This window comes from Paenibacillus sp. FSL R7-0297 (assembly GCF_038009025.1).
Lineage (GTDB): Bacteria > Bacillota > Bacilli > Paenibacillales > Paenibacillaceae > Paenibacillus_AQ.
On record NZ_JBBPAQ010000001.1, the window covers coordinates 6267773 to 6291918 of the forward strand.

General features: G+C 54.7%; 23 protein-coding genes. 11 read left to right on the forward strand and 12 right to left on the reverse strand.

Annotated elements, in window-relative coordinates; genetic code table 11:
- Window positions 1–208: 208 nt before the first annotated feature.
- The 3 genes from MKZ24_RS27425 to MKZ24_RS27435 are packed head-to-tail and all read right to left on the reverse strand — an operon-like array spanning window position 209 to window position 2359.
- Window positions 209–607: an FxsA family protein gene (locus tag MKZ24_RS27425; protein WP_042234641.1), complete on the reverse strand. Its 399-nt coding sequence runs from the start codon at window positions 605–607 to the stop codon at window positions 209–211.
- The gene (locus tag MKZ24_RS27430) at window positions 604–1143 is read right to left on the reverse strand and encodes an acyl-CoA thioesterase (protein ID WP_042234639.1); all 540 of its coding nucleotides are present in this window, start codon (window positions 1141–1143) and stop codon (window positions 604–606) included. Before MKZ24_RS27430 ends, MKZ24_RS27425 begins: the two co-directional genes overlap by 4 nt.
- 34 nt (window positions 1144–1177) lie before the next feature.
- A complete protein-coding gene (locus tag MKZ24_RS27435) occupies window positions 1178–2359 on the reverse strand; it encodes an MFS transporter (protein WP_340788700.1) in 1182 nt (393 codons plus the stop codon).
- Window positions 2360–2461: 102 nt separating this feature from the next.
- Here MKZ24_RS27435 and MKZ24_RS27440 point away from each other — a divergent pair, with 102 nt between their 5' ends.
- Window positions 2462–3205: a G1 family glutamic endopeptidase gene (locus MKZ24_RS27440; RefSeq protein ID WP_231637818.1), complete on the forward strand. Its 744-nt coding sequence runs from the start codon at window positions 2462–2464 to the stop codon at window positions 3203–3205.
- A 167-nt stretch (window positions 3206–3372) separates the two neighbouring features.
- Here MKZ24_RS27440 and pyk read toward each other — a convergent pair whose 3' ends face one another.
- From pyk to MKZ24_RS27470, 6 genes are all read right to left on the reverse strand, one after another.
- Window positions 3373–4797, reverse strand: coding sequence for a pyruvate kinase (gene pyk / locus MKZ24_RS27445; RefSeq protein WP_042234638.1), 1425 nt, complete (start codon window positions 4795–4797; stop codon window positions 3373–3375).
- Window positions 4798–5137: 340 nt separating this feature from the next.
- Window positions 5138–6139 carry an acetyl-CoA carboxylase carboxyltransferase subunit alpha gene (locus MKZ24_RS27450; protein WP_042234636.1) on the reverse strand — a complete coding sequence of 334 codons (1002 nt, stop codon included), beginning with the start codon at window positions 6137–6139 and terminating at the stop codon, window positions 5138–5140.
- A 1-nt stretch (window position 6140) separates the two neighbouring features.
- The gene (gene accD / locus MKZ24_RS27455) at window positions 6141–7034 is read right to left on the reverse strand and encodes an acetyl-CoA carboxylase, carboxyltransferase subunit beta (protein ID WP_039307665.1); all 894 of its coding nucleotides are present in this window, start codon (window positions 7032–7034) and stop codon (window positions 6141–6143) included.
- An 84-nt stretch (window positions 7035–7118) separates the two neighbouring features.
- Window positions 7119–7307, reverse strand: coding sequence for a hypothetical protein (locus MKZ24_RS27460; RefSeq protein ID WP_036700684.1), 189 nt, complete (start codon window positions 7305–7307; stop codon window positions 7119–7121).
- 148 nt (window positions 7308–7455) lie between these two features.
- Window positions 7456–7956 carry a phosphatidylglycerophosphatase A family protein gene (locus MKZ24_RS27465; RefSeq protein WP_039307658.1) on the reverse strand — a complete coding sequence of 167 codons (501 nt, stop codon included), beginning with the start codon at window positions 7954–7956 and terminating at the stop codon, window positions 7456–7458.
- Between the two features lie 83 nt (window positions 7957–8039).
- On the reverse strand, window positions 8040–11798 hold the full coding sequence (locus tag MKZ24_RS27470) for a DNA polymerase III subunit alpha (RefSeq protein ID WP_340788709.1): 3759 nt from the start codon (window positions 11796–11798) through the stop codon (window positions 8040–8042).
- Window positions 11799–11944: 146 nt separating this feature from the next.
- Between MKZ24_RS27470 and MKZ24_RS27475 the strand changes: the two genes are divergently transcribed.
- From MKZ24_RS27475 to MKZ24_RS27485, 3 genes are all read left to right on the forward strand, one after another.
- Window positions 11945–12265 (forward strand): YtrH family sporulation protein, encoded by a 321-nt coding sequence (locus tag MKZ24_RS27475; RefSeq protein WP_039309559.1) that lies wholly within the window; start codon window positions 11945–11947, stop codon window positions 12263–12265.
- 64 nt (window positions 12266–12329) lie between these two features.
- Complete coding sequence (locus MKZ24_RS27480; protein WP_042234632.1) at window positions 12330–12833, forward strand: hypothetical protein; 504 nt, start codon at window positions 12330–12332, stop codon at window positions 12831–12833.
- A 93-nt stretch (window positions 12834–12926) separates the two neighbouring features.
- Window positions 12927–13235, forward strand: a complete 309-nt coding sequence (locus MKZ24_RS27485) for a YtpI family protein (protein WP_042234630.1) — start codon at window positions 12927–12929, stop codon at window positions 13233–13235.
- 727 nt (window positions 13236–13962) lie between these two features.
- Here the strand turns inward: MKZ24_RS27485 and MKZ24_RS27490 are convergent.
- Together MKZ24_RS27490 and MKZ24_RS27495 are read right to left on the reverse strand one after the other, a co-directional pair.
- Window positions 13963–15297, reverse strand: coding sequence for a DRTGG domain-containing protein (locus MKZ24_RS27490; RefSeq protein ID WP_042234628.1), 1335 nt, complete (start codon window positions 15295–15297; stop codon window positions 13963–13965).
- A gap of 282 nt (window positions 15298–15579) precedes the next feature.
- Window positions 15580–15864: a hypothetical protein gene (locus MKZ24_RS27495; protein WP_042234626.1), complete on the reverse strand. Its 285-nt coding sequence runs from the start codon at window positions 15862–15864 to the stop codon at window positions 15580–15582.
- A gap of 194 nt (window positions 15865–16058) precedes the next feature.
- Here MKZ24_RS27495 and MKZ24_RS27500 point away from each other — a divergent pair, with 194 nt between their 5' ends.
- A complete protein-coding gene (locus MKZ24_RS27500) occupies window positions 16059–16634 on the forward strand; it encodes a hypothetical protein (protein WP_042234624.1) in 576 nt (191 codons plus the stop codon).
- A gap of 103 nt (window positions 16635–16737) precedes the next feature.
- Here MKZ24_RS27500 and MKZ24_RS27505 read toward each other — a convergent pair whose 3' ends face one another.
- The gene (locus tag MKZ24_RS27505; RefSeq protein ID WP_042234622.1) at window positions 16738–17082 is read right to left on the reverse strand and encodes a YlbF family regulator; all 345 of its coding nucleotides are present in this window, start codon (window positions 17080–17082) and stop codon (window positions 16738–16740) included.
- A gap of 332 nt (window positions 17083–17414) precedes the next feature.
- On the opposite strand from MKZ24_RS27505, the gene MKZ24_RS27510 reads away from it, so the two are divergent.
- The 6 genes from MKZ24_RS27510 to MKZ24_RS27535 are packed head-to-tail and all read left to right on the forward strand — an operon-like array spanning window position 17415 to window position 24112.
- Entirely contained in the window at window positions 17415–18782 is a 1368-nt protein-coding gene (locus MKZ24_RS27510) for a YheC/YheD family endospore coat-associated protein (protein WP_042234608.1), read from the forward strand.
- A 10-nt stretch (window positions 18783–18792) separates the two neighbouring features.
- Complete coding sequence (locus tag MKZ24_RS27515) at window positions 18793–19971, forward strand: YheC/YheD family endospore coat-associated protein (protein ID WP_052416197.1); 1179 nt, start codon at window positions 18793–18795, stop codon at window positions 19969–19971.
- Complete coding sequence (locus MKZ24_RS27520) at window positions 19972–21345, forward strand: YheC/YheD family endospore coat-associated protein (protein ID WP_042234605.1); 1374 nt, start codon at window positions 19972–19974, stop codon at window positions 21343–21345.
- Window positions 21342–22460: a YheC/YheD family endospore coat-associated protein gene (locus MKZ24_RS27525; protein ID WP_042234604.1), complete on the forward strand. Its 1119-nt coding sequence runs from the start codon at window positions 21342–21344 to the stop codon at window positions 22458–22460. The genes MKZ24_RS27520 and MKZ24_RS27525 overlap by 4 nt, the downstream gene beginning before the upstream one ends.
- A gap of 21 nt (window positions 22461–22481) precedes the next feature.
- Entirely contained in the window at window positions 22482–23000 is a 519-nt protein-coding gene (locus MKZ24_RS27530) for a GNAT family N-acetyltransferase (RefSeq protein ID WP_042234602.1), read from the forward strand.
- Window positions 22982–24112 carry a YheC/YheD family endospore coat-associated protein gene (locus tag MKZ24_RS27535; protein ID WP_042234600.1) on the forward strand — a complete coding sequence of 377 codons (1131 nt, stop codon included), beginning with the start codon at window positions 22982–22984 and terminating at the stop codon, window positions 24110–24112. The genes MKZ24_RS27530 and MKZ24_RS27535 overlap by 19 nt, the downstream gene beginning before the upstream one ends.
- Window positions 24113–24146 lie beyond the last annotated feature (34 nt).

The following is a 24146-nucleotide window of genomic DNA, read 5'->3' on the forward strand; positions in this document are numbered from 1 at the left end:
CATGCTGGAGTTGTGCCTTGAAAGACATGTTTGTTTTCGCTTACATTGGGCCCGTTCCTCGTCCATCGCATTTCCCACCGCATACTACTGCATAATCTGCAACATTTCGCTAAATCTGTTTCGGCTACAAGTAGAAAAGCGCTCAGCCGCATCAACCCGCAGCCGAACGCTTTTTACAAACCTCAATGTCCTTGCGGCACCGCCGGCTCTACCTGCGGTAGAAGGTGAAGTTACCGTTTTTCATCTTCTTCTCGATCCATTTCAGCAGAAAAACCCGATATAGCGGCCGGGTTAGCGGGAATACCAGTGTAAAGCCGATCAGATCCATAACGAATCCCGGCAGGATGAGCAGCAGACCGCCAAAAAAGATACACAAGCCGTCCAGCATGGTCCGTCCGGGCACCCGTCCTTCCTGCATATGGGTTCTGCTGTCCTGCAGCACTTTTTTGCCTTCAAACCGCATCATGAGCAGACCGATGACCGAAGTGGCCAGCATGATCAGCAGGGTCTTGGGCGCTCCAAGAAAACTTGAGACATAGATGAAACCGAATAATTCCACGGCCGGGACGGCGAATAATGCAGCCCACAGCCATTTGTTCCTGATCATACTGCTCCTCCTTCTTCTTCCTTAAGCGCCGTAGTGATAGCGCGGAACAGCTCAGGCTGCGCCCTGTCGATACGTACAGGCTTCCATTCCTTGTTCAGCCAGACATGGCTCGTCGTGCCGCTGACCAGCAGTTCGCCGGGAAGAGGTTCACTGGCCCCCGGACGCGCCTTATTGATTCCGGACGCTCCGATCACTCCGCCTTCTCCGTGCGCTTCCGCCACACGGCGAATTTCATATTCATAGACAACCCTTAAGGCCGAGAAGGTTGTTAACCGTGCATATACGGCAATAAGATCATCATATCGCGCCGGGCTTTTAAATTGCAAATCTGCAGAGGTCACAGGCAATAACAACCCCAGGCTCTCAAGTGTCCGGTAGGCAAAGCCCAGTCCGCGGAACATCTCCGTACGCCCGCTCTCAAACCAGGTCAAATAATTGGCATGATAAACCACACCCATCTGATCGGTTTCCTGATAACGCACACGAAATGAAGTCTCATGCCAGCGACTGGACCACCCCGGTTTGTGTGAATTCATATTCATGCTCCTTTCTGTAATGGCACGCGGGCAGCTAAGCGCTGACTCCGCCGGAAGAGGCCTTCAGCGGCAGCTTGCTGCGTGAGCTCCGGGCGACATAGAACAGCAGAGCCGCGCCGGCCGCCGCACTCAGCATACAGGACAGATTCATAAGGCCGACCCCGCCCTGATTCAGCAGCATTCCGTTCAGCAGATTGCCCAGAATACCGGCAAATCCGGAGAATACGATGTTAAATACGCTTTGTCCCGTCGCCTGCATCTCCGCAGAGGTAATCTTCGATACATATTCAACTGCAGCAATATAAAAGAAGCCGAAGGATAGGCCGTGCAGCACCTGTACCCCAATCATGACCGATGGATACGGGAAGGCCACCTGAATCCCCCAGCGCAGCACATAGATCAGCGCACCCAGCAGCAGCGTCCGCTCCATACCCAGCCTGCGTATAACCTTGGAGGCAAAGAACATGGAAGGTACGTTAGTGATCGAAGCCAGAAACAGGGCAAACCCGGCATAGCTGGTCGATCCACCAACCGATTGGAAGGCAAGGACGAAATAAGTACCGAACGCCGTCATCGTCTGGTTCACCAGGAAGCTTCCCCCGAGAAAGGCCAGGAATATTCGGTTGCCCAGCAGCTTTTTGACACCCTGGGAAAAGGACTGGCTCATCATGTGATTCTCTTCCGCCTGCTTCGGCAGGGTGAAGGCAATCGCCACTGCAACGGCATTCAGCAGCAGAAACGGCAGCCAGATCGTGGATACCGAGAATTTAGAAACATATTGCCCCCCGGCTATGGCTCCTACAGCGGCTCCTATGCTCATCATCATCCGGATGCTGCCGTAAGTCGATCCGGCTCTGTTCGCCGCTGCAATAGCGTAAGAGTCGGCAATAGGAGCCTGTGTGGAGGAGAAGATCGTGGATACCGTGTACACCAGCATCAGCACAATGAAATACTCCGACCGGTACAGCACCGCAAGCAGCGCCGGAACCGCCACACTCAGAAGGAGCACCAACCGCGCCTGGTTATATCTGTCAGAGATCACTCCCCATAGGGGCTGGACACAGATCGCGATCAGTGTGCCCGTAGCCATCAGCATGCCGATCTGGCTGACGTTAAGTCCGTTCGATTTGAGCAGCAGTGACAGATAAGAGCCGAAGGAGCCCCCGGCGAGTCCCAGAAACAGATAAAACCCGCGCAGCTTCGATATTTTTTCCATTGGAGTTATAAGTCCTCTCTCTTCCTTTTTAACAGAATACCCAACCTTAAGAGCCTCTTACTGCATTAAATAGAGCAGAACATATTGTGAGGCGGTGGACAAGTGGGCCAAGTCAATAGATTGATAAGCAGTAAACCCTGTCTGAAAGATAAACTCAACACAGGCAGAGCCGTCAGCTCAGGCTTCGGCTGGACATCCAGCAACTGGAGCGGTTATGCCATCTCGGGCAAAAAAGGCACTTACCGGCGGATATCGGCCGACTGGATCGTCCCTTATGTAAAACCTACCGTCAAAGCCACGTATTCTTCGGCCTGGATCGGCATCGACGGCTTCCGAAACAGCAGCCTGATCCAGACCGGAACCGGCCATGAATCGGTAAACGGAACCGTCCGGTACTATGCCTGGTGGGAAATTCTTCCTGCTGCCGAGACCGTTATCCCCTTGCCTGTATCTCCCGGAGACCATATGCGCGCTTCCATCGTCAAGCTCAGTCCGGGAAAATGGTGCATCACTCTGCGCAACCTCAGCAAAAACTGGGTTTTCCGTACGATCCAGCGCTATCAAGGGCCACAAACCTCTGCCGAATGGATCATGGAAGCTCCCCAGCTGGGACAGAATATCGCACCGTTGTCCAAGGTATCGCTGGTAAGATTCACCTGCTGCCGGGTTAACGGATCCAGTCCCAGGCTCAAGGCTCAAGACGGCGGCATTATGGTCCAGAACAAAACGCTACTGGCCGTGCCGTCTCTGCCGGGTCCCCGCGGCGATTCCTTCTCGGTCCGGCGGATCTACCGCAAAAGCCATCCTGCTGTCTACTCCAGAAACCCTATATTTACAAGAACCTGATTGCCCGGTTTCTCAAAACTCTCAATTCAATATATACATTTGTATCGTTTATATCAACCCGCAAGTGAAAACGGCTTTGCCTTCCTGAAAATAAAAAGAGCAGCGGCTAAGAAGGCCACTGCTCTAATAGGTGTATTCTGTTAATGCTGCAGAACCTCTTCCAAATCCTAGTCGGCTGGAATCGTATCTACCTTCACCAGGTTAGTGGAACCGGAACGTCCCAGCGGGATACCTGCAGTGATTACAACCAGATCGCCGGCTTTAACCAGACCGGAAGCTTTACCACCGTTAATTGCAGTTTCCAGCAATTCATCAGTTGAAGTAGCTTCAGGACCGAATACAGGAGTTATACCCCAAACCAGCGCCAGCTGACGCATAGTTCTTTCCTGGGTAGTTACAGCAATGATTGGTGATTTAGGACGGTATTTGGAAACCACGCGTGCAGTGTGGCCAGTTACAGTCGAAGAAATGATAGCTTTAGCATTCAGATCCAGAGCGGAAATCGCTACAGATTGGCTGATCGCTTCAGTTACCGTAGTTTCCTGAGCAATTTGCTGCTTCATGAAGATTTCACGGTGGTTCAGGGCAGATTCCGCCTTCTCAGCAATGCGGGACATTGTGAGTACGGATTCTACCGGATATTTTCCGGCAGCAGTTTCACCAGACAGCATGATTGCATCGGTTCCGTCGAAGATAGCGTTCGCTACGTCACTCGCTTCAGCGCGGGTAGGACGCGGGTTGCGCTGCATGGAATCCAGCATCTGGGTAGCAGTGATAACTGGTTTGCCAGCGATGTTACATTTCTGAATCATCAGCTTCTGAGCCAGAGGCACATCTTCAGCAGGAATTTCTACGCCAAGGTCGCCGCGGGCAACCATGAGGCCGTCGGAAGCTGCCAAAATTTCATCAAGGTTATCGACACCTTCTTGGTTCTCGATTTTGGAGATGATTTGGATGTGGGAAGCGTCGTGCTTCTCAAGCAATGCACGGATTTCCTGAACGTCGCTGGCTTTGCGAACGAAGGAAGCGGCGATAAAATCGATGTCCTGTCCGATCCCAAAAACGATATCATTGGTGTCTTTTTCCGTAATACCCGGCAGGGAGATAGATACTCCTGGTACGTTAACGCCCTTCTTGCTCTTGATTGTACCGCCGTTAACAATACGGGTCTTGATTTCGGTGCCTTGAATGTCGACAACAGTAAGACCGATAAGGCCGTCGTCGATCAGGATAGTCGATCCTACTTGAACATCGTTAGGAAGGTTGTTATACGTGATGGAGATACGGTTCTGGTCGCCCAGGATTTCTTCCGTAGTCAATGTCAGGTATTCGTCCTGAACCAGTTCAATCGGTTCTACTTCCAGCTTGCCAGTACGAATCTCAGGTCCTTTGGTGTCGAGCAGAATGGCAACAGTCTTGCCAAGTTCTTTGGAAGCTTGACGGATCGTGTTGATCCGGGCACCGTGCTCTTCAAAATCGCCGTGGGAGAAGTTCAGACGGGCCACATTCATACCAGCCAAAATCAATTTTTTGATATTCTCCAACGATTCACTTGCAGGTCCGATCGTACATACAATTTTACTTTTCCGCATTAGGTTTTCCTCCGTTTTTTCGTTCTCTCTGTCTCACTTTTTCCAACTACAAAATCTACTATAAGGCTTGCTCTCTGTATAGGAACTTTATCACATGTAGTCACATGTACCTTTTATTGCGCCCTTATGAATATTACTGCAAGTTGAAGACAAAATCAATGTTAGTGCCTGTTTTTGCTGTAAATTAAAGTCGAATTTTATAAGAATGCCGTCAAAATAAAAATCACCCCGCAAAGTCTGCGGGATGAATAGGGTGGGAATAAATGGTTAAAGTATTCCGAGCGGCTTACGAACAGGAACAGACTGGAATATGTCAGAAAGTGCAAATGATAAGTGTGAATTACTCTACAATCTGCACTTCTTCTTCAAGCGTATCCTGTTCCTGGAGGGACTCCGAGAACTCGCCGATTTTGCGGAATTTAAGGTAACGGTCTTCCTTGAGTTCTGCCGAATCCATCACGGATATCTCCTGTAAATGACGCCATACCGCATCCTTGATTGCTGCTGCCGTTGCCTCGTAGTCACGGTGTGCCCCGCCTTTGGGTTCTGGAATGATCTCCTCGATCACTTCCATCTCCAGCAGGTCAGACGCCGTAATCTTCATCGCTTCAGCTGCCTGCTCCGCTTTGGTGGCATCCTTCCACAGAATGGACGCCGCCCCGTTGGGGGAGATCGCTGAATAGATGGCATGCTCCAGCATCAGGACCCGGTTGCCCACGGCCAAAGCCAAGGCACCGCCGCTGCCGCCTTCGCCGATAACGACGCAGATGACCGGTACGGCCAGCTGGGACATCTCGTACAAATTGCGGGCGATCGCTTCGGACTGTCCGCGTTCCTCTGCCGTATTGCCGGGATAAGCCCCTTTGGTATCCACAAACGTTACGATAGGACGGCCGAATTTCTCTGCCTGCTTCATCAGACGCAGCGACTTGCGGAAGCCTTCCGGATGCGCGCTGCCGAAGAAACGCAGAATGTTCTCCTTCGTATCCTTGCCGCGCTGCTGTCCGATTACGGTGACCGGACGGCCGTTCAGCTTGGCGATTCCGCCGACTACGGCAAGATCATCACCATACAGGCGGTCGCCATGCAGCTCCATGAAATCGGTGAAGATCAGTCCGATCAGATCCAGTGAGGTCGGACGGCCGTGATGCCGGGCCAAATGCATCTTCTGGGCCGGGGAGATATCCGAATATACTTCATTCTCAAGGATGTGGTAACGCTCCTCAAGACGGGCTACCTCATCTTTGAAATCAATACCCTTCTCTTCGCCAAACTGCTTCAGTTCAGCAATTTTCTTGCGCATTTCTACCAGAGGCATTTCAAAAGGCAACTCTCCTGCCAACCTAAAATCCCCCTTTCACATCATGCAGCTCCAGCAGCTTGGTTAACGTGGAGCGCATTTCCTTGCGGTGCACAACCATATCCAGCTGGCCGTGCTGCAAATTGAATTCCGCTGTCTGGAAATCTTCCGGCAGTTTCTGGCGGATCGTCTGTTCAATCACAATCCGTCCGGCAAAACCGAATACCGCACCGGGCTCGGCAATAATAATATCACCCAGGCTGGCGAAACTCGCCGACACCCCGCCTGTGGTCGGATCAGTAATTACGGAAATATACAGGCCTCCGGCTTCACTGAACCGGGCCAGCGCGCTACTTGTCTTCGCCATCTGCATGAGACTGAGGATGCTCTCCTGCATTCTCGCTCCGCCCGAAGTGGAGAAGATCAGCATCGGAAGTCTCCGCTCTGTTGCTTCTTCAACCGCTCTGGTAATCTTCTCGCCGACTACGGACCCCATGCTCCCGGAGAAGAACTCAAAGTTCATCACCGCAACAATAACCGGATGGCCGCCAATAGTGCCCTGGCCGGTGATTACAGCTTCAACCTGTCCAGTTTTGGACTGCTGTTGTTCCAGCTTAGAGGCATAGCCGGGGAACTGCAGCGGATCAACGGATGCCATTTCGCTGTCAAACTCAATGAACCCTTCGGGGTCCAGCGTCATCGCAATCCGCTCCGAAGCGTTCAGGCGCATATGATAGCCGCAGGATGGGCATATTTTCAAATTCTTCTCCAGTTCCTTGCTGTACTGGATGGTTCCACATTTGTTGCATTTGTTCATGAGTCCTTCTGGAATCTCACGTTTGGGGCGCTCGCCTTCCGCCGGTCCGCCGCTTCGCTCCAGACGCTCTGAAGGAATGATCGCGTACTTCCGTTTTTTCTGAAATAAATCTTTGAACAAGGGTCGCACCTCTTCAGCCGTTTATTTGCGTAGATAGCAGCTTGCCGCTGTCATGACCGCTCATGTATCTCTAAGTTGTAAATCTCAAGGATGCAGAATCAGATTCAGGACCTCCTGCACTTCTTCAAGCTCTCCCGAAGGAACCAGAATCTCAAACTGCTGCTTGGACATATTAATCGGACGGCATTTTATCAGAAATCCTTCTTCCGTAAGCTTCCTCTGAATCATCTCCGCCACTTTGGCGGTCGGCGCTATATAGATTACCGTCCACATGCCCTGCAAGGCCTCCCTAATCTCAAATCCCAGCCGTATCCTGTATATAATGGAATCATGATAACACAGTTTTCTTTTTTCCCGCAACAGGCTCGGCAGGATGGCTGCTGGACCGGGAGGCCGCTTCTAACAAATGCAAGAGCTGCAATTATGCCTCTCCGGAGGCAGGAGAATAGACCTTCGCCCCTTCATGGCGGTGGGCAATTCTGGCCGATGCCGCGGCTGCAATCCCGGCTACCAGATCATCAAGAAATACATGAATGCTTCCCTTATCATCATTCAATTTGCCGATAATTCCAAGCTTTATTTTGTCCAGATAACCGAAACCTGTCAGCCCGATCATCCCGTATACCCCCGTGATGCCGAGCGCCAGAGTCTCGTCCGCCCCGTAGAGCGATTCATCCGCCTCCAGTACCGCCTGAAGCGGCTGCGGCAGCAGCTTCTTCTCCGCCAGCTCATCCAGCGCGACTCCTGTCATCAGCGTGTACTGTACTTCTCTTTTGCCCAGCACCGCCTTGACGCTTACGAGGCACTCTTCCTCAGTCAAATCGGGATAATAGGCGGATTGCAGAATATATACGATCTCAGCGATAGAATCAAGCGAAACTCCCCGGCGCTCCAGCAGGTCTGCTGCCAATTGATAGGACATGATGTGATTCCCCTTTCCGCACGGGACAATGCCCCGCTCGTTCCCTAATGTATGCGGAAAAGGGCGGAAATGTGCTTATTTTTCTACCTGATTCTGACGGTTCCGGCTCCCAGCATGCTCTCTATTGCCGCAAACAGCTCCTCCGAGGGCTCGATCCGGTAGCTGTCGCTGAGTGCCAGCACCTTCTGGTTGCGCTCATAGAACAGCAGCGTCGCGGCTGGTCCCGGATGGGTCTGCAGCAGCGCCTGGAGGCGCGGCAGCAGACCTTTGAGCTCAGCGCCCGGCGTGATCTTGATGAAGACACGCTGGGTGCTCTGCGCTGAGCTTGCGGAGCGCTCAGCAGAAGCGGGCTGCCCCGTGCGCAGCGGGGCAGGGCTTCCCGGCCGCGTATCTGACGCGGCCGGGGCCTTAGGCGCGGCCTGCGCAGCGGCCGCGTTAGCGCGCGCACCGGGCGGCTGTGCCGCCGGTGTGCGCGTGCCCGGTGCAGCGGCTGCGCCAGCTGCACTGCCGCTGCGGGCGCCGGGGCCAGCGGCGCCCGTACGGGCTGCAGGAGCTGCCGCAGGCGCTCCTGCGGGGGCGTTCCGGCCCGCGTAGGCGGGCCGGGCGCCTGCGGCGCTGCGGCGCTGCAGCAGGCCGCGCACGCTGTCCGAGGTGAGCGGGGCCACCTCCTCGGCCAGCAGCTTGAAGCCCTCGTCCTCCTGCTGCACCTTGGCGCGCAGGGCCAGCAGCGCGCCCTTCTCGATCAGGCCGCGGCTGCGTTTCCACACCTCAGGGAAGAGTACGACCTCACAGCGCTCGATCTGGTCTTCCCATTCGACAAAGGCCATCGCCTTGCCGGCCTTTGTCGTAATTTCCTTAAGCGACACGACCATGCCGGCTGTCACCGTCATGCTCTCGTCTGCCATTTCGCCAAGATCCATCAGCTTCTGCATCCCCGGCTCCTCCAGCAGGGCCGAGCTGTCATCCAGCGGATGGCCGGACAGGTACAGACCCAGCAGCTCACGCTCCAGCTCCAACTGCTGGGTCACGGAGAATTTCGGGATATCCGGATAACGGATTTCCCAGTTCGGCGTCTCAATCAGATCATCGAACAGCTGGATCTGCAGCTCATCGCGCTCTTTGCGCCACTTCGCCGCTGCATCGACTGTCTCATCCAGCATTGCCAGCAGCTGGGCCCGGTGGCCGGGAAGCCGGTCGAAGGCGCCTGTCTGCAGCAGTGATTCAATCACGCGCTTGTTGCAGACACGCAGATCGACACGGCGGCAGAAATCAAGCAGGCTGTCGAACGGACGCTCCTTGCGGACCGCCATAATATTCTCCACCGCCAGCGTCCCGACATTCTTAACCGCAGCCAGTCCGAAGCGGATATGCCCGCTGCCTTCGCCGGGTACAGGGGTGAACAGCACGCCGCTCTCGTTAACATCGGGCGGCAGCACGCCGACCCCGCTGCGGCGGCATTCCAGCACATACTCTGCCACCTTGCGGTGGGTTCCCATGACCGCGGTCAGCATTGCTGCCATGAACTGCACAGGATAATGCGCCTTGAGATAAGCAGTCTGGAACGCCAGCACGCCATAGGCGGCAGCATGGGCACGCGGGAAGCCGTAGTTGGCAAACCGCACGATCATGTCATACACCTCATTGGCATCCGCCTCCTGATAGCCCTGCTTCAGACTGCCCTCCACAAAGTGGCTGCGTTCCTTGTCCAGCGTCTCCCGCTTCTTCTTGGACACCGCACGGCGCAGCAGATCCGCTTCGCCAAGCGAGAACCCCGCCATCAAGGAGGCGATCTGCATGATCTGCTCCTGATAGACGATGATCCCATAGGTATCGGCCAGAATCGGCTTCAGATCAGCATGAGGATACACGACCTCGAACTCCCCGTGCTTGCCCCCGATGAATTTCGGAATAAATTCCATCGGACCCGGACGGTACAGAGCCACCACGGAGACAATATCCTCAAAACCGCTGGGCTTCAGATCCTTCAGTACCCGCCGTACGCCTGCAGACTCCAGCTGGAATACGCCTGTGGTCTCGCCTGCCCCCAGCATCTCATAAGTCAGCGGATCATGATCCGGGATGAAGCGGAAATCAGGGACGCTGCCGGTCATTTCCTTCACCCAGTTCATGCAGCGTTCAATAATCGACAGGGTCCGCAGCCCCAGGAAGTCCATCTTCAGCAGGCCTACACTCTCCAGATGCTCCATGGAATACTGGGTCAGCGCTGTACTCTCACTGCCGGCCTGGAGCGGAACGGCATCGGTCAGCGGCCCCTTGGAGATGATCACTCCGGCAGCATGCGTTGAGGCATGACGCGGCATGCCTTCAACCTTCATCGCCATATCAAGCAGCGCTCTGGTCTTCGGACTGGTATCATACAGCGCCTTCAGCTCTGGCGTGCTCTCCAGCGCCCGGGTGATGCTGATGCCGAGCTGGCCCGGAATCAGCTTCGCCGCCTTGTCCACCTCGTTATACGGCAGATTCAGTGCACGGCCTACATCCCGTACAGCTGCTCTTGCTGCCATCGTTCCGAAGGTAATGATCTGCGCCACATGCTCCTTGCCATATTTGTCCACGACATAGGCAATAACCTCATCGCGGCGTTCGTCACTGAAGTCAATATCAATATCGGGCATCGTAATCCGCTCCGGATTCAGGAAACGCTCGAAGAGCAGATTATATTTCAGCGGATCTACATCCGTAATCTTCAGCGTATATGCTGTAAGACTGCCTGCCGAGGAACCACGGCCCGGGCCGGTAACAATCCCGCTCCGGTGGCAAAAAGCGATGAAATCCCAGACAATCAGGAAATAATCGCTGAACCCCATGCTCTCAATGACGCCCAGCTCATAGGCCAGCCTTTTCTCGGCCGTTTCCTTCTGCTCCGGAGATGCCCACAGCGGCGTATCCGCGTAGCGCTCCTCCAGCCCGCTGCGGCACAGCTCACGCAAATAAGCGGCGGCATCCAGCCCTTCCGGCAGAGGGGAATACTCCGGCAGAATATGATTGCCGAACGTCAGCTCCAGATTGCAGGCTTCTGCAATCCGCAGCGTGTTCTCCAGCGCCTGCGGCACATGCGGGAACAGCGAGGCCATCTGCTCGCCGCTCTTGAAGAACAGCTGATCCGTGCCGATCTTCAGACGGTCCTCATCATCCACAGATTTGCCTGTGCCAATACAGATCAGCACATCCTGAACCTCGGCATCTTCCTTGTCCATATAATGCACGTCATTCGTAGCCACCAGGGGAATATCCAGCTCGGCAGCAAGCTGAATCAGCTTCGGATTCACCCGCTTCTGTTCAGGCATCCCATGATCCTGCAGCTCCAGGTAGAAGTCCGCGCCAAAAATCTCCTTGTAACGCAGCGCCGCCTTGCGCGCATCCTCCTCACGCCCGTGCAGCAGATGCTGCGGTACCTCTCCGCCAAGACAGGCGCTGAGGCAGATGATTCCCTCGGCATGCGCCGCCAGTGCTTCCATATCAATCCGCGGCTTGTAATGCTGGCCCTCCAGATGGCCGATGGAGATCAGCTTCATCAGGTTCCGGTAGCCGATCTCGTTCTTCACCAGCAGAATCAGGTGATAGATCGGCTGATCCTTGCGGCTGCCCCGCTCACGGCGCGAACCTGCGGTTAAATAAGCCTCACAGCCGATAATCGGCTTGATGCCGTTCTCCTGGCAAGCTTTATAGAAAGGGATTGCCCCGTACATCACTCCATGATCCGTCAGCGCCAGCGATTTCATGCCGTATTCGCCGGCCCGGCGCACCAGGTCCGTAATACGCGCCGCCCCGTCCAGTAAACTGTATTCGCTGTGCACATGCAAATGCACGAAAGGGCTCATTATCCCCACTTCCCTTCAGTTCCAAAATCAAAACATAAGATGAAACTATTTTATCATATTAGAGGGGGAACCGCCCATAGAATGGATTAAGCGCATAAGGACAGGCAGCGGATAAGCAATTGCCTGGACCGGGAAGGAGCCTTATGATGAATATTTTCCTGAGCAAAGCCGTCCTCGACTTCTTCATCGCCTTCGGCATTGTATTGGGCGGTTCCCTGCTGGGCGGGATCGGAGCCGTGGTCTCTCTGCAGCCGCCTACGCACACCATGCTGGATATCGCCGACCGGATCAAAATCTGGGCACTGGCTGCCGCCGTCGGCGGAACGATCGACCCGATGCGGGTCATTGAGAGCAATATGCTGGGAGGTAACCTCTCCCCCGCCATCAAGCAGATTCTCTATCTGGTCTTCGCTTTTCTGGGCGCTCATATGGGCAGTGAGTTAGTCAAATGGGTGTGCGGCAAGTAGAAACAGAAGGATAATGGATAGCGCTGAGCAGATACATTCTTATATTTAAAGGGGTGATGAATCCATGCGCCTGCCGCCGTTTCACCGCTACCGGCGTTTCTCGCAGATTGCTGCCGTTTTTGTGCTGGGAATGATTGTGGGCGCCGTGGTATATAACGCCATTTATCATATGGGATACAACGTGCTCTGGCTAAGCAATCAGGAGCTCCGGATACAGATCGAGGAGTACCGCAATGACATTGACACGCTCAAAAAATACAACAATACCTCCACCGTAATCCGGGAAATTAAGGTCCGCACCGAGGACAGCAAAGTTAAGGAAGGCACCGCTGTGCTAGACACGGTGACTGTCAAGGAAATCCTCAGGAAGCTGGTCAGCGATCTGGAGCCGATGCGCGGGCGCAGCATGTTTGAAATCGATTCTGACGGGAAGCTGGCCCGCCTGCTGCTGGACGGCAAAATCTATATTGTACGCGAGAAAGAATATACTGTCAGAATCCGCACTATGCTCGTTATGGAGGGTGTGCTGCAAATCTGGGTGGAGATCGCTCCTTATAAGCGCACCTGAGTCATAATCATGGTACAATAGTGGGCAAATCATAGAATGGTAGAGTATAGCCGAAGTACCGTTTCCCACCTTCCACTAAGGAGCTGTCTGTCCATGATTATGCTCATCAAGTATCTGCTGTTTGTTCTGCTGGTCGTCTTTATGATCAGCGCCGCCATGTACAGTTTCTCCTCCCGGAGGGCCGTAGACCCGCTAATCAAAGGGCTTAAGCGATCAATTATGAACATGCTGCTCGGCGCAATGCTGGTAACGCTCTCACTGATGTCGATGTTCATCTTCCGCGGCTCGACGCTTAATGTTGTCATTGAAGCAGCTTTTCTGCTGCTGGGTATCTTCAACATCTTCTCGGGGCTGCGCAGCCACGGGTACTACAGCCGGCTCCGCAGCGGGAGCGGGAGCTGAGTGTTTACGGTATCCGAAACCGGTATCAGAATGGGTATTTGAATCCGGCTATTAATCGGTATTTCAATCGCTATTTGAGTCTTTGCATCTCTATGTGAATCTTTGCATCGGTATTTGAATCGCTAGTTATCTTTGAATCGCTAGCTAAATCGCAGCATCTCCCTCACTCGGCTCTCCGGTAGAACTATGCGAAGTGGAAATTGTACACTTATTACTGGCCAAGCCCTACCTTTCAGGGGAGCAGTTGGAAAAAAGGCACTTATTTCGTCCGCTTTCCTCCCCTGGTGTAGATTCCGGCGGATTCGATGTCCTTTTTCCACTTATTGTTCCAAAATTGGGGAGTTCGGGACAATTAGATACCCTTTTTCCACTTGTTGCCCGCTGCTCATAATAGAGACCTATCCACTCAGTGTCCATGTAACCAGATTCCCAGCCCGTCGCCCATATAGTATTCAGCTTTTTCAGCCGTTCAGCTTCTTAGCTTCGCAGCCATTAATCCAACCAGCTATTCTATGGCTTGCCGCAATTCCCCTAGTTAGTCCCTAATGCAAATAGACCAGGTTACTCTCCCGGTTACTACAGGATAGCCTGGTCTATTTAGTCTGTATTCGTCTGTATTCGATTCTGATTCATCTGCACTTGTCGATATTATTCGTTCTGTATTCATTTTCTGTGCGAAGACTGCATGTATGCCTACACTATTGCTAAATGTATATATTTGAGCGTTTTAACCGTGGTCAATCGACTGCAGCATCAGGACGGCCTTGGCCACAATGGTCTCCATGTGACTGATTTCAATCTCCAGCTTGCAGGTACGGCGGCTGATCTCCAGCAGCTTCGGCATGACGATAATGGAATGCTCGATTTGCACCGGGCGGATGAAATAGGTGGACATGTTATCCAGCACATAGTCATTGCCGGTGATGTCCTTGGCCGCCTTAAATGCGGAAAGGGTCATCAGTGTGGACAATATCCCTTCCGAAATCGTCCCAAGATCTGTTGCCATCTGCGGTGTGATGAAGCCGTGGAAGAACAGCTTGCCTTCCTCATCGCGCTCATCGGCAAAACCGTTCCAGATCAGATGATCGAAGGTCTCCCCGAGCTGCGGCTGGTTGCTGGCATCACGCAGACTCTGCAGCACTTCCCTGCGGGTCAGCGAGCCGACCAGCTTGCGGTTACGGTCCACGATCGGCAGGAAGTCGATCCCTTCCCACATCATAATCTGCGCTGCCGAAGCCAGGGAGGTCTGCAGTGCAGCGGTCACCGGGCTGCGGACCATGGCCTTCTCGATGCTCTGCCCTTCTGCGAGCTCCTCCACATCGCGGCGGCCCACGATACCGATGACCCGATTCCACTCGTCGGTCACCGGGAAGCGCTGCTCACCGCTCGAGAGGGACAATTCGCGTAATTCGCCGACTGTACTGGAGATTTTGAGCGTATTCAGGCGCGGCTTGCCCTCCACAATATCTTCCACGAGCATAATCTTCTTCTTGATCAGCCGGTCAAAAATCGCCCGGTTAATCATTGAAGCTACTGTAAACGTATCATGCCGGGAAGAAATCACCGGCAGGTCCAGTTCATCCGCCAGCGCCTTCACCTCTCGGCTGGTACCGAAGCCACCAGTTACTAGCACCCCTGCCCCCTGCTCCAGTGCAAGCGAATGCACATCATCACGGTTACCCACGATCAGCAGGCTGTCGGCATCGATATAACGGATCATGGCATCCACTTTCATCGCGCCAATCACATATTTATGAAGATGTTTGTTCAGACCTTCCGCTCCGCCGAGGACATGTCCCTCGACAATGTCCACTACATCTCCAAACGTAAGCTGATCAGAAATATTGCGCGGCTTTTTTTCTACCCGGACCGTACCGATCCGCTCCTTGGTAATAACGATTCCCAGGTTCTCCGCTTCCTTCACGGCACGGTATGCTGTACCTTCACTGACGCCCATTTCCTTGGCCAGCTTGCGGACGGAGATCTTCGTTCCCACCTTCAGACTTTCAATATGCTGCAGCAGTTGTTCATGCTTTGTAATATTATCGCCTTGACCTTCCAACTGTTACACCCCCATACCCCGATCTGTACTATTCTGTACCCATTATAACGCTGGTTACAGCGGAGTACAACAGAACGGGTATGCTTCTTTCAAGAGATATGTCAACTGTATGACAAGCGATACCAGAGGCGATTAAGGGCAGCCGCACTTAGAACAACACACACATAATGCATGCATAAGTACAGCCTTGAATATAGCTATAACACAGTTCACCCCCGGTCCGCAGCTTTCGCGAGACAGGGGGTGAGCCACTTCAGCTTGCCTATAGGCGCCGGCCAAATCCTATAATCTCTGGGACACCCGGGTTTCTTCGTTCCACTGGCCCTGCCACTGCTCCAGCTTAGCCTTGCGGACCGCCTCCAGGCGTTTCTGCTTCTCTTCATCCACTCCGATGATAAAGTGCAGGTGCGAGGCAATCACCATGAAGGCAAATGCACACCAGACAATACCAAAGCCCAGCACCCAGCCGGGACCATTCTGAAAAGACAGCTTCGGCAGCGCGTACAGCAGCATCGCCAGAGCCGCCAGCAGATACACGGAATGCTTGAATTTGTTTCTTTTTTTCATTGTCGAACCGCTCCTTCGTTCTAAAGGGTTGTCAGGCTGAACTTGAATCTATATCTCTACTCTATGAACTTCAGGTTCGGATTATGAGACAAGTTGCTAATTTTTCATCTTGCTGATTCCGCTGCCTCCTGGTTAAGTCTAGCCTGAATGCCGGGAGTGTGAGATGATGGAGCCATGAAGAGGAGGAATTTACATTGAATAACATTTGGGGCCAGTCCGAGTACATAATCCGCAAAAAAGTATTCTCCGTCATGGGGGCAAAGCTGCATATTTACAACAGTTCGGAGGAACTTTTGCTCTTTTCGCAAATGAAGGCGTTCAAACTGAAAGAGGATATCGCCCTGTACACGGACGAGAGCATGGAGAGAGAGCTACTGCGCATTAAAGCCCGCAAAGTGATAGATCTCAGCGCCACCTATGATGTCTATGATTCGGAGACCGGGAAATCTCTGGGCGCACTCCGCCGCAAAGGCCTGAAGTCTATCATCAAAGATGAATGGGTGATTCTGGACACCGGCGATACCGAGATCGGATTCATTAAAGAGGACAGTATGTTCATGGCGCTTCTGCGGCGTGTCATTACTCTGATTCCGCAAAAATATAATGTGGAGATCGGCGGCATGGTCATCCCGGCCTTCCGGCAGAACTTCAACCCTTTTGTCACCAAAATTATCGCCGACTTCTCCGAGGACCGCAAAGGTGTACTCGATAGACGTATTGGCGTAGCTGCCGCGATTCTGCTCTGTGCCATTGAAGGCAAACAGGATTAGATTAGAAATGTCGGCCTTAGCATCAAAAAGAGGGTGATTCCGGAGCCAAATGGCACTGAAATCACCCTCTTGCTATTATCAGGAGAATCCCCTTCTATAGCGCTTATTGTTGTCCGCCGTACATTTGGGATAGGCTGTCGGTGATGATTTTGTTCACATCTTCGATGACTACACTAAGGCGGCGCTCTGCGTCGAACAGGCGGCGGATGCCGAGATTCAGGTTAAGCACCTCGAACAGCTTCTCCATCTTCTCCATTTCCTCCTGCGGAGGCATCTCTCCGCTCATCATCTGCTGCTGCAGCTCGATTTGGCTCTGACGGAAATTGTCGAGCATCAGCTTGCTCTCCGGATCTGCTTCGATCACTTTCATCGCGCTGGTGATATCTGATACCTCGGTGCTGTCTTTAATGGCTCTCGCCAGTTCATGTGCCTTGTCAATTACGTTCATTATAAATCCTCCTAAAAGTTTTGTTAGCATCTGCTTCCCTGAGTCTTCTTCGCAAAACTCGCTTCGTAAGCATACGCTTAAGTTTTGTGTATCCGCCCAAATTTCGCGGTCACGTTATTCCCCCTCCAGCGGCCAGACTTCTGTCTGTGCGGCCTGCACCTGTACTCCATCTGCTGAACGGGTCACCGCCGCCGGACATTTAATCCGCCCGGCACGGCTTTTTAAAGAATAGGTCAATCACCAAGGGTCAGATGTCTCCATATGATGAATGATATGTAACCCTAAAGATTCATATTGCCGGCATCATGCTGCCTACCGGAAGGAGATCCACGATGTCCCAACTCAAGATCCCGGTCCAAACGGTCCACTCGGGCATCCTGCAGGAAAACGCTGTAATGCTAGGCGACAAATCCATGAAGAGGCTCAAAATACCGGCGCACGGAACAATCCAGCTAACCTTCGGCTCTTTCCGGCAGGAGGTTACCGTTATTCCGGTTCCCAAATCCGACAGCCTGCGCGTAAGCGAAGGGCTGGCGCGCAGGCTGGGCTTAAGGCAGCGCCTCACGCTTAACGCTTCCTATAGTTCAGGCAGCCGCAATCTGCGGCTGGGGCCGATGATTGGAGTTCTGGTGAGCCGGGACCATCCCGAGCATCCCGACAGAGTGTTCGGCCAGATCACGATGTTCTGCCGGGAACTGACCAATGCCTGCCATGCACAGGGCGCCTATGTATATTTCTTTACCCCGGAAGCGCTGGAAACGCGCAGCACTACCATCCAGGGCTGGGTATACGATGAGGGCTGGCGGAAGCTGAGTCTTCCTGTGGCCGATGTGATCAACAATCGGCTGACGACGCGAAAGGTAGAGAACAAACCTAGCGTACAGCATTTTTTGGCGGATGTAAAATCCCGCTACGGAACTCATTTTTTCAATGAAAAGTTCCTTGACAAGACAGAGGTATTCGAAGCGCTGGCACAAGATCCCGCCCTGCAGCGGTATTTGCCGGAGTCGCATGCCCTGAATGGCTTCGCCGTATTGAAAAGAATGTGCAGCAATTATCCCAGTGTGTTCCTGAAACCTGTACGCGGCAGCCTGGGCAAAGGCATTCTGCGCATCTCCAAAGAAGACGGCGGCGGCTATCGGCTGCAGTCGACAACACCGCTGGGGACACGCAAGCAAAGCTATCCCAGTCTGGCGAAGCTTTTTGGGTCCATTGCCCCGAAGATGAAAACGACCCGCTACCAGATTCAGCAGGGCTTGCCCCTGCTGGAGCTTGGACGGCGGCCGGTGGACTTCCGGGCACTCGTACAGAAGAACGGCACCGGCAAATGGGGCGTCACCTCCATTGTGGCCCGGACCGCCGGAAGTAATCATTTTGTCTCTAATCTCGCCCGGGGCGGGACGCTCAGTACGGTCCGGGAAGCCATCGGCAAAAGCAATCTACCGCCCGGAGCGAAGGAAAGCTCCCAGGTTCAGCTTCCCCGGGCAGCACTGGCGATCGCCAGAGGCGTAGAGACTTATATCCCGGCGCATTTCGGGGAGCTGGGCATCGACCTTGCGCTGGACCAGTCGGGCAGAATCTGGCTGCTAGAAGTCAACTCCAAACCGTCCAAGAACGACAATACACCGCTGAACGACCAGAAGATCCGCCCCTCCGTCAAACAAATGATTCTATACTGCCGCTATCTGGCCGGGTTATAAGGAGGACATCATGACCGAAACAGCAATGGGGTTCCTTGGCATTATGACAGGCCGTCGCCACGGGAATCCTCCCATCGCAGAACCGGAATTCTGCAGTCATCTATGCCGGGCGGCCCCGTTGTATGATCTGAAGGTCCTTGTTTTCCATCCGGAAGGTGTCGCCAAGGACGGCGCCTCTGTCAGCGGGTATCTCTGGCAGGAAGGTCAGTGGGTGCCTGCGCAGTCACCTCCGCCCGATATTCTCTACAACCGCTGTTTCTACCGGACTCCGGAGGAGAAAAGAACTGCAGCCGCTGCCCTGGCTGTACTCTCCCGCTGTCTCCCCTGGTCACGCGGACTCCCGGATAAATGGGGCGTGTACGAGATCCTGCGGCGCAGCCGTACAGCCGCTGCCCTACTGCCCGAAACTCTGGTTTATAGCGGCCGTGAAGCACTCGGCAACATGCTTGCCGAAAGGGAGTACGGTGTTTTTCTGAAACCCAAAACAGGCTCCCACGGCAAACGCACCATGCACGCTGTACTTCTGGGCAAAGGCGAAGGCGGCGGAGTGAGTCTGCGGGGAAGAGACCGGTTGAACGAACCTTTTCAATATGTTTTCGGTACGCTGGACGAAGGCCTGGACTGGATCCACGGCTTCATCGGCCAGCACCGCTATATCATACAGCCATATCTGCATCTCACCGGCAGCGGAGGACAGCCGTTCGATGTGCGGGTGCTGATGCAGAAGAACGGTACCGGCGCCTGGTCTATGACCGGTATGGCCGTACGTCTGGGAGGCCGGGGATCGCTTACCTCGAATCTCCACGGCGGGGGAACCGCGGTTCCCGCTCTGCCCTTCCTGCTTGCCGAATACGGCAACACAGGCCGAAGCCTGTATGAGGAGCTGATCTCAGCAGCCGCTCTCCTGCCTCCACTGCTGGAAGATTCCTGCGGGAGACTCGGAGAGCTCGGTCTCGATTTCGGCATTGATGCCGGAGGAAGAATCTATCTGCTTGAAGCTAATTCCAAGCCAGGGCGCACAGTGTTCCGGCTGACGGGCGACCGCCGGGCTGCTAGGCTCGCCGCCGAGAATCCGCTGCGCTATGCGCGTCATCTGCTGCTTACATCAAGCGGCAAACCACAAGCTGTCTCACCGGCAGCTCCGTTCAACGGGAGAATGATATCAATCGTTCCTAAGGAGGATTCATAAATGGGTCTCACTTTTTGCAATGTGCATTTCACCAAGCAGCCCCAAAGAGTTGTCTATGTCTCGGGTGAACTGATGAAAAGCCTGAAATTATCCGGCAAGAAAAACATCCGCCTGCGGCTTGGGAAGGATGCCATCCCGGCGATGATCAAGCCGATCAAACGCGCCGGCAAGCATCTCTTCCTGGCCTCGGGAGTGAAGAGCGCAATCAAGGTTCCGAAATCAGGCGGCATTTATTTGCGCAACCTGCAGAATGATGAGGTCCAGCTCGGACCGCTGGTCGGCGTACTTTCCGACGGGCCCGCCTCCGCGGCACAGCCTTTTGGCTCCCGTACCGGCTTCATCAAGCAGCTGCTGCGCGAAGGCAGCAACAAATGCTATATCTTCGCCTTCATGCCGCGTGACATCGACTGGCAGCAGGAGCAGGTCAACGGCTATTTCCTCACGGCCGGCGGCAAATTCGAGCGTAAGATGGTGCCGCTGCCGGATGTCGTCTACAACCGTCTGCCCAGCCGCAGAGCGGAGACTTCCCCATACATCAACCAGCTGCGGGAGCGGTTCGGACGCAAGAAGATTCCCTACTTCAACTGGAGCTTCTTCAATAAATCGGATGTTTACCGCCTGCTGGAGAATGACGGTGCCGCCAACCGCTTCGTGCCTGAAACACACAGCAATCCCAGCACAGAACAGATGCGCGATATGCTGGACCGCCACCACTTTGTCTATTACAAACCTTCCGCAGGCAGTCTTGGACACGGCATCTACCGCCTGACCTACCTGCCGAAGAAGGGGTACTTCGCCCGTTACCGTAAGAGCGGGAAGAATGTGCTGCTGCGCTTCACCAGCTTCGACAGCCTGATGCGCATGCTGCGCGGCCGTCACGGACAGAGCCTGCAGAATTATGTGGTTCAGCAGGGGATCCGGCTGATTGAGATTGACGGCTGCCCGATTGATTTCCGCTTCCATATGCACAAGAACGGCAGCAACCAATGGGTAGTTGTCGGCATCGGGGCCAAGAAAGCCGGCCGGGGCAGTGTCACCACCCACCTGAAGAACGGCGGCGCCCTGCTTACACCGCAGCAGGCACTGGGCCGTGTCTTCGGCGCAAGATCGGATGAAGTGCTGCAGCGCGCCAAAACAACAGCCGTCAAGCTGGCAGAATCCCTGGAAATCCAGCACCGGCATCTGCTCGGTGAGATTGGATTTGATCTCGGGATTGACCAGGATGAGGATATCTGGATGTTCGAGGCCAATGCCAAACCGGGACGCTCTATCTTCCGCCACCCCTCCCTGCGCGCTGAGGGCAAAGCTTCCATTGAGCACATCCTGGAGCATTGTCTGTATCTCAGCAAATTCCGCAGGAGGGATGACTTGTGAACAGCCGTATCCCTGACCCCGGCAAGCCCGTTATCGCCATCCTGACGACCAGTGACCGGCTGAAGCAGTTTCGCGGCAACCGCAATAACTTCCGCGATATTATCCGCACCGGCAAAGAAATGGGTTATCTGGTATATGTCGTCACCGTCCGCGACCTGAAGCTGGAGGAGCGGATGGTGAACGGCTTCGTCCCCTCTGCCAGCGGCAAGCTCTGGTACTCCATTCCTGTCCCGCTGCCGCAGGTGATTTATAACCGGATTCCGAACCGCGATGAAGAGGAGAAGGCACCGGTCGCCCGCAAAATAGCGGAATGTCTGGAGCATCCTGAGATCCAGCTGTACAACCCGAGATTTTTCAATAAATGGAATCTCTTCGAGTGGCTCAAGGAATCCAAAGCAACCTCAAAGCATGTGCCCAAGACCCGCCGTCTGCGCAGTGCAGCAACCCTGACGGCCATGCTGAAGAATCACGACAGTCTCTACCTCAAACCGGAGAACGGCAAAGCCGGCAAAGGGATTATGCGGCTGAGATACCGGATGGATGCTATGCTGCCTTACCGGCTGCAGATCCAGAGCGGCAAGAAGAACACGACCTACAAAGCCGCGTCCATCGAACGTCTGTGGGCCAGAATCGTCAGGGAAAAAGGGGTATCCCGCTACATCGTGCAGCAGGCCATTGTGCTTGCTGCGCACCACGGGCGCCCCTTCGATCTTCGCGTGCTGCTGCAGAAGAACGGCCGTGGCGCCTGGGCGGTCACCGGCATTGGCGCACGGCTGGCCGGAGCCCGCAGCATCACTACCCATGTGCCGCGCGGCGGCAGCATTGAAGAGCCCTCCAGCATGCTGGAGGGAACCTTCGGAGCAGAGCAGGCTGCGGCCATCCTGAAGAATGTCCCCACCACGGCGCTGCTGATTGCCCGGCAGATTGAACGCGCTTCGGCCACCATGCTGGGCGAGATGTCAATGGACCTCGGCGTCGATGAAGAAGGCGGGCTGTGGTTCTTCGAGGCCAATTCCAGGCCGATGAAATTCGATGAGCCGGCGATCCGCAAGCTGTCGCTGGAACGCATTTTTCATTATGGCCAGCATCTATCCCGCCAGACTAAGCCTAATTAAACCCGTAAAGGAAGTGACACCATGCAGATATCCTCACTCTACGACAGCAATCCGGTGCAGTGGAATTCCAGACTAGCCGGATTGCTTGAATTCCTGAGGGAGTATGGGGAGCAGCGGATTACGCTTCGCGGATGCAGGCAGCTGGCCCGGCTGACACCGGAGCAGCTCGCCTTGCCGGGAGTTTCGCTACTCGTTGCCACTGTACGGGGTCAGAACGGCCGTCAGCTCGCAGGTGTCAGCTTCGTCTCCGGCTACGGCAAGGAGGCCTGTGTAGTAGCCGTTCATCCCCTGTACCGCAAGAGGCATACCGGCACAGCCCTGCTTACCGCGCAGCTGGAACGTCTTGGGCAGCTGGAATGCCATGTAGCCTGCGATAACCCGGCCAGCCTGAAAATGTGCTTCAACAGCGGGCTAGCCGCCGTAGACCTGGTTAACGGCCCTACGGGTAAACCCACGCTGCTGCTGCGGTCCTCCCGGACTGCAGCCGGACCTACTATTCTCCCACAAGAAGGTGAACTCCTGTGCCAGAGCCCGTCTTAGGCATCCTCACGCTATATCTGAATGACGCCAAACAGCTTGAGGAGAAGAGCGTGTACCGGAGGATGATTATTGAAGGCAGCCGGATTGGCCTGGATGTCTTTGTGTTTACCCCCGCAGATGTGCATGTAAGCAAAGAACAGATCCATGCCCTTGTCTATGATGTCAAAAGCGGAACATGGTCGCGCAAATGGCGCTCCTTCCCGAATATGATCTATGACCGCTGCCGGATTCAGCGCAGCCAGCGGTTCCAGCAGTTGCTGCGCTTTCGCGCGCGGTATGATCATCTGACCTTCCTGAACCGTCCGCTGCGGAATAAATGGACGGTTCACCAGACCTTTTCACAGAAAAGCCGTTTCCGGCAGCATATGCCGGAGACTCTTCTATATCAGTCTTCCGCCGATCTCCACCGCATGCTGAAGTTCAGTCCGGTCGTCTACGTCAAGCCGATTAACGGCACGGGCGGACGCGGCATCCTGCGGATTGAGCGGCAGCGGGAAGGCAAGTCCCTCTACGATATCCAGGGACGCCGCCAGAGCCGGCAGATCATCGCGCCCCGCAAGGTGTCGCTGAGCCGCCTGGATTCGATTGTCCGCCAGTGGTGTCTCGGCGGACGGTTCCTCATCCAGCAGGGCATTCCACTCCGCTTGCCAAGCGGCCGGTTCCATGACTACCGGATGCTCGTGCAGAAGAACGGCCAAGGCGTCTGGGAATTCACCGGCATGGCCGGCCGGGTAGGCGCGGCCCGCAGCGTCACCTCGAACCTCCATGGCGGCGGGCATGCGATGCGGGCCGAGGCCCTGCTGAAGCAGTGGCTCGGCAGCGAAGAGCGGGCCGACAAAGCCATGCGCACCGCAGAGAAGCTGGGAATCGAAGCTGCCGCGTACCTCGAAGATAGCTTCGGCGCGCTCTGCGAGCTGGCCCTGGACCTCGCGATCGACCGCGAGGGCAAGATCTACGTGCTGGAGGTCAACCCCAAGCCGGCCCGCGAGGTCTTCGCCCGCTCCGGCGACAATAGCACTTACCGCAAAGCGCTGGTACGCCCGCTGGAATATGCGATGTGGGTGTATAAGAACAAGAATACGCCGAGCTCGGCGAAGACGGTTGAGGAATGAAGAATGTTAGATAACAGCAAATAACCGCCTCTCC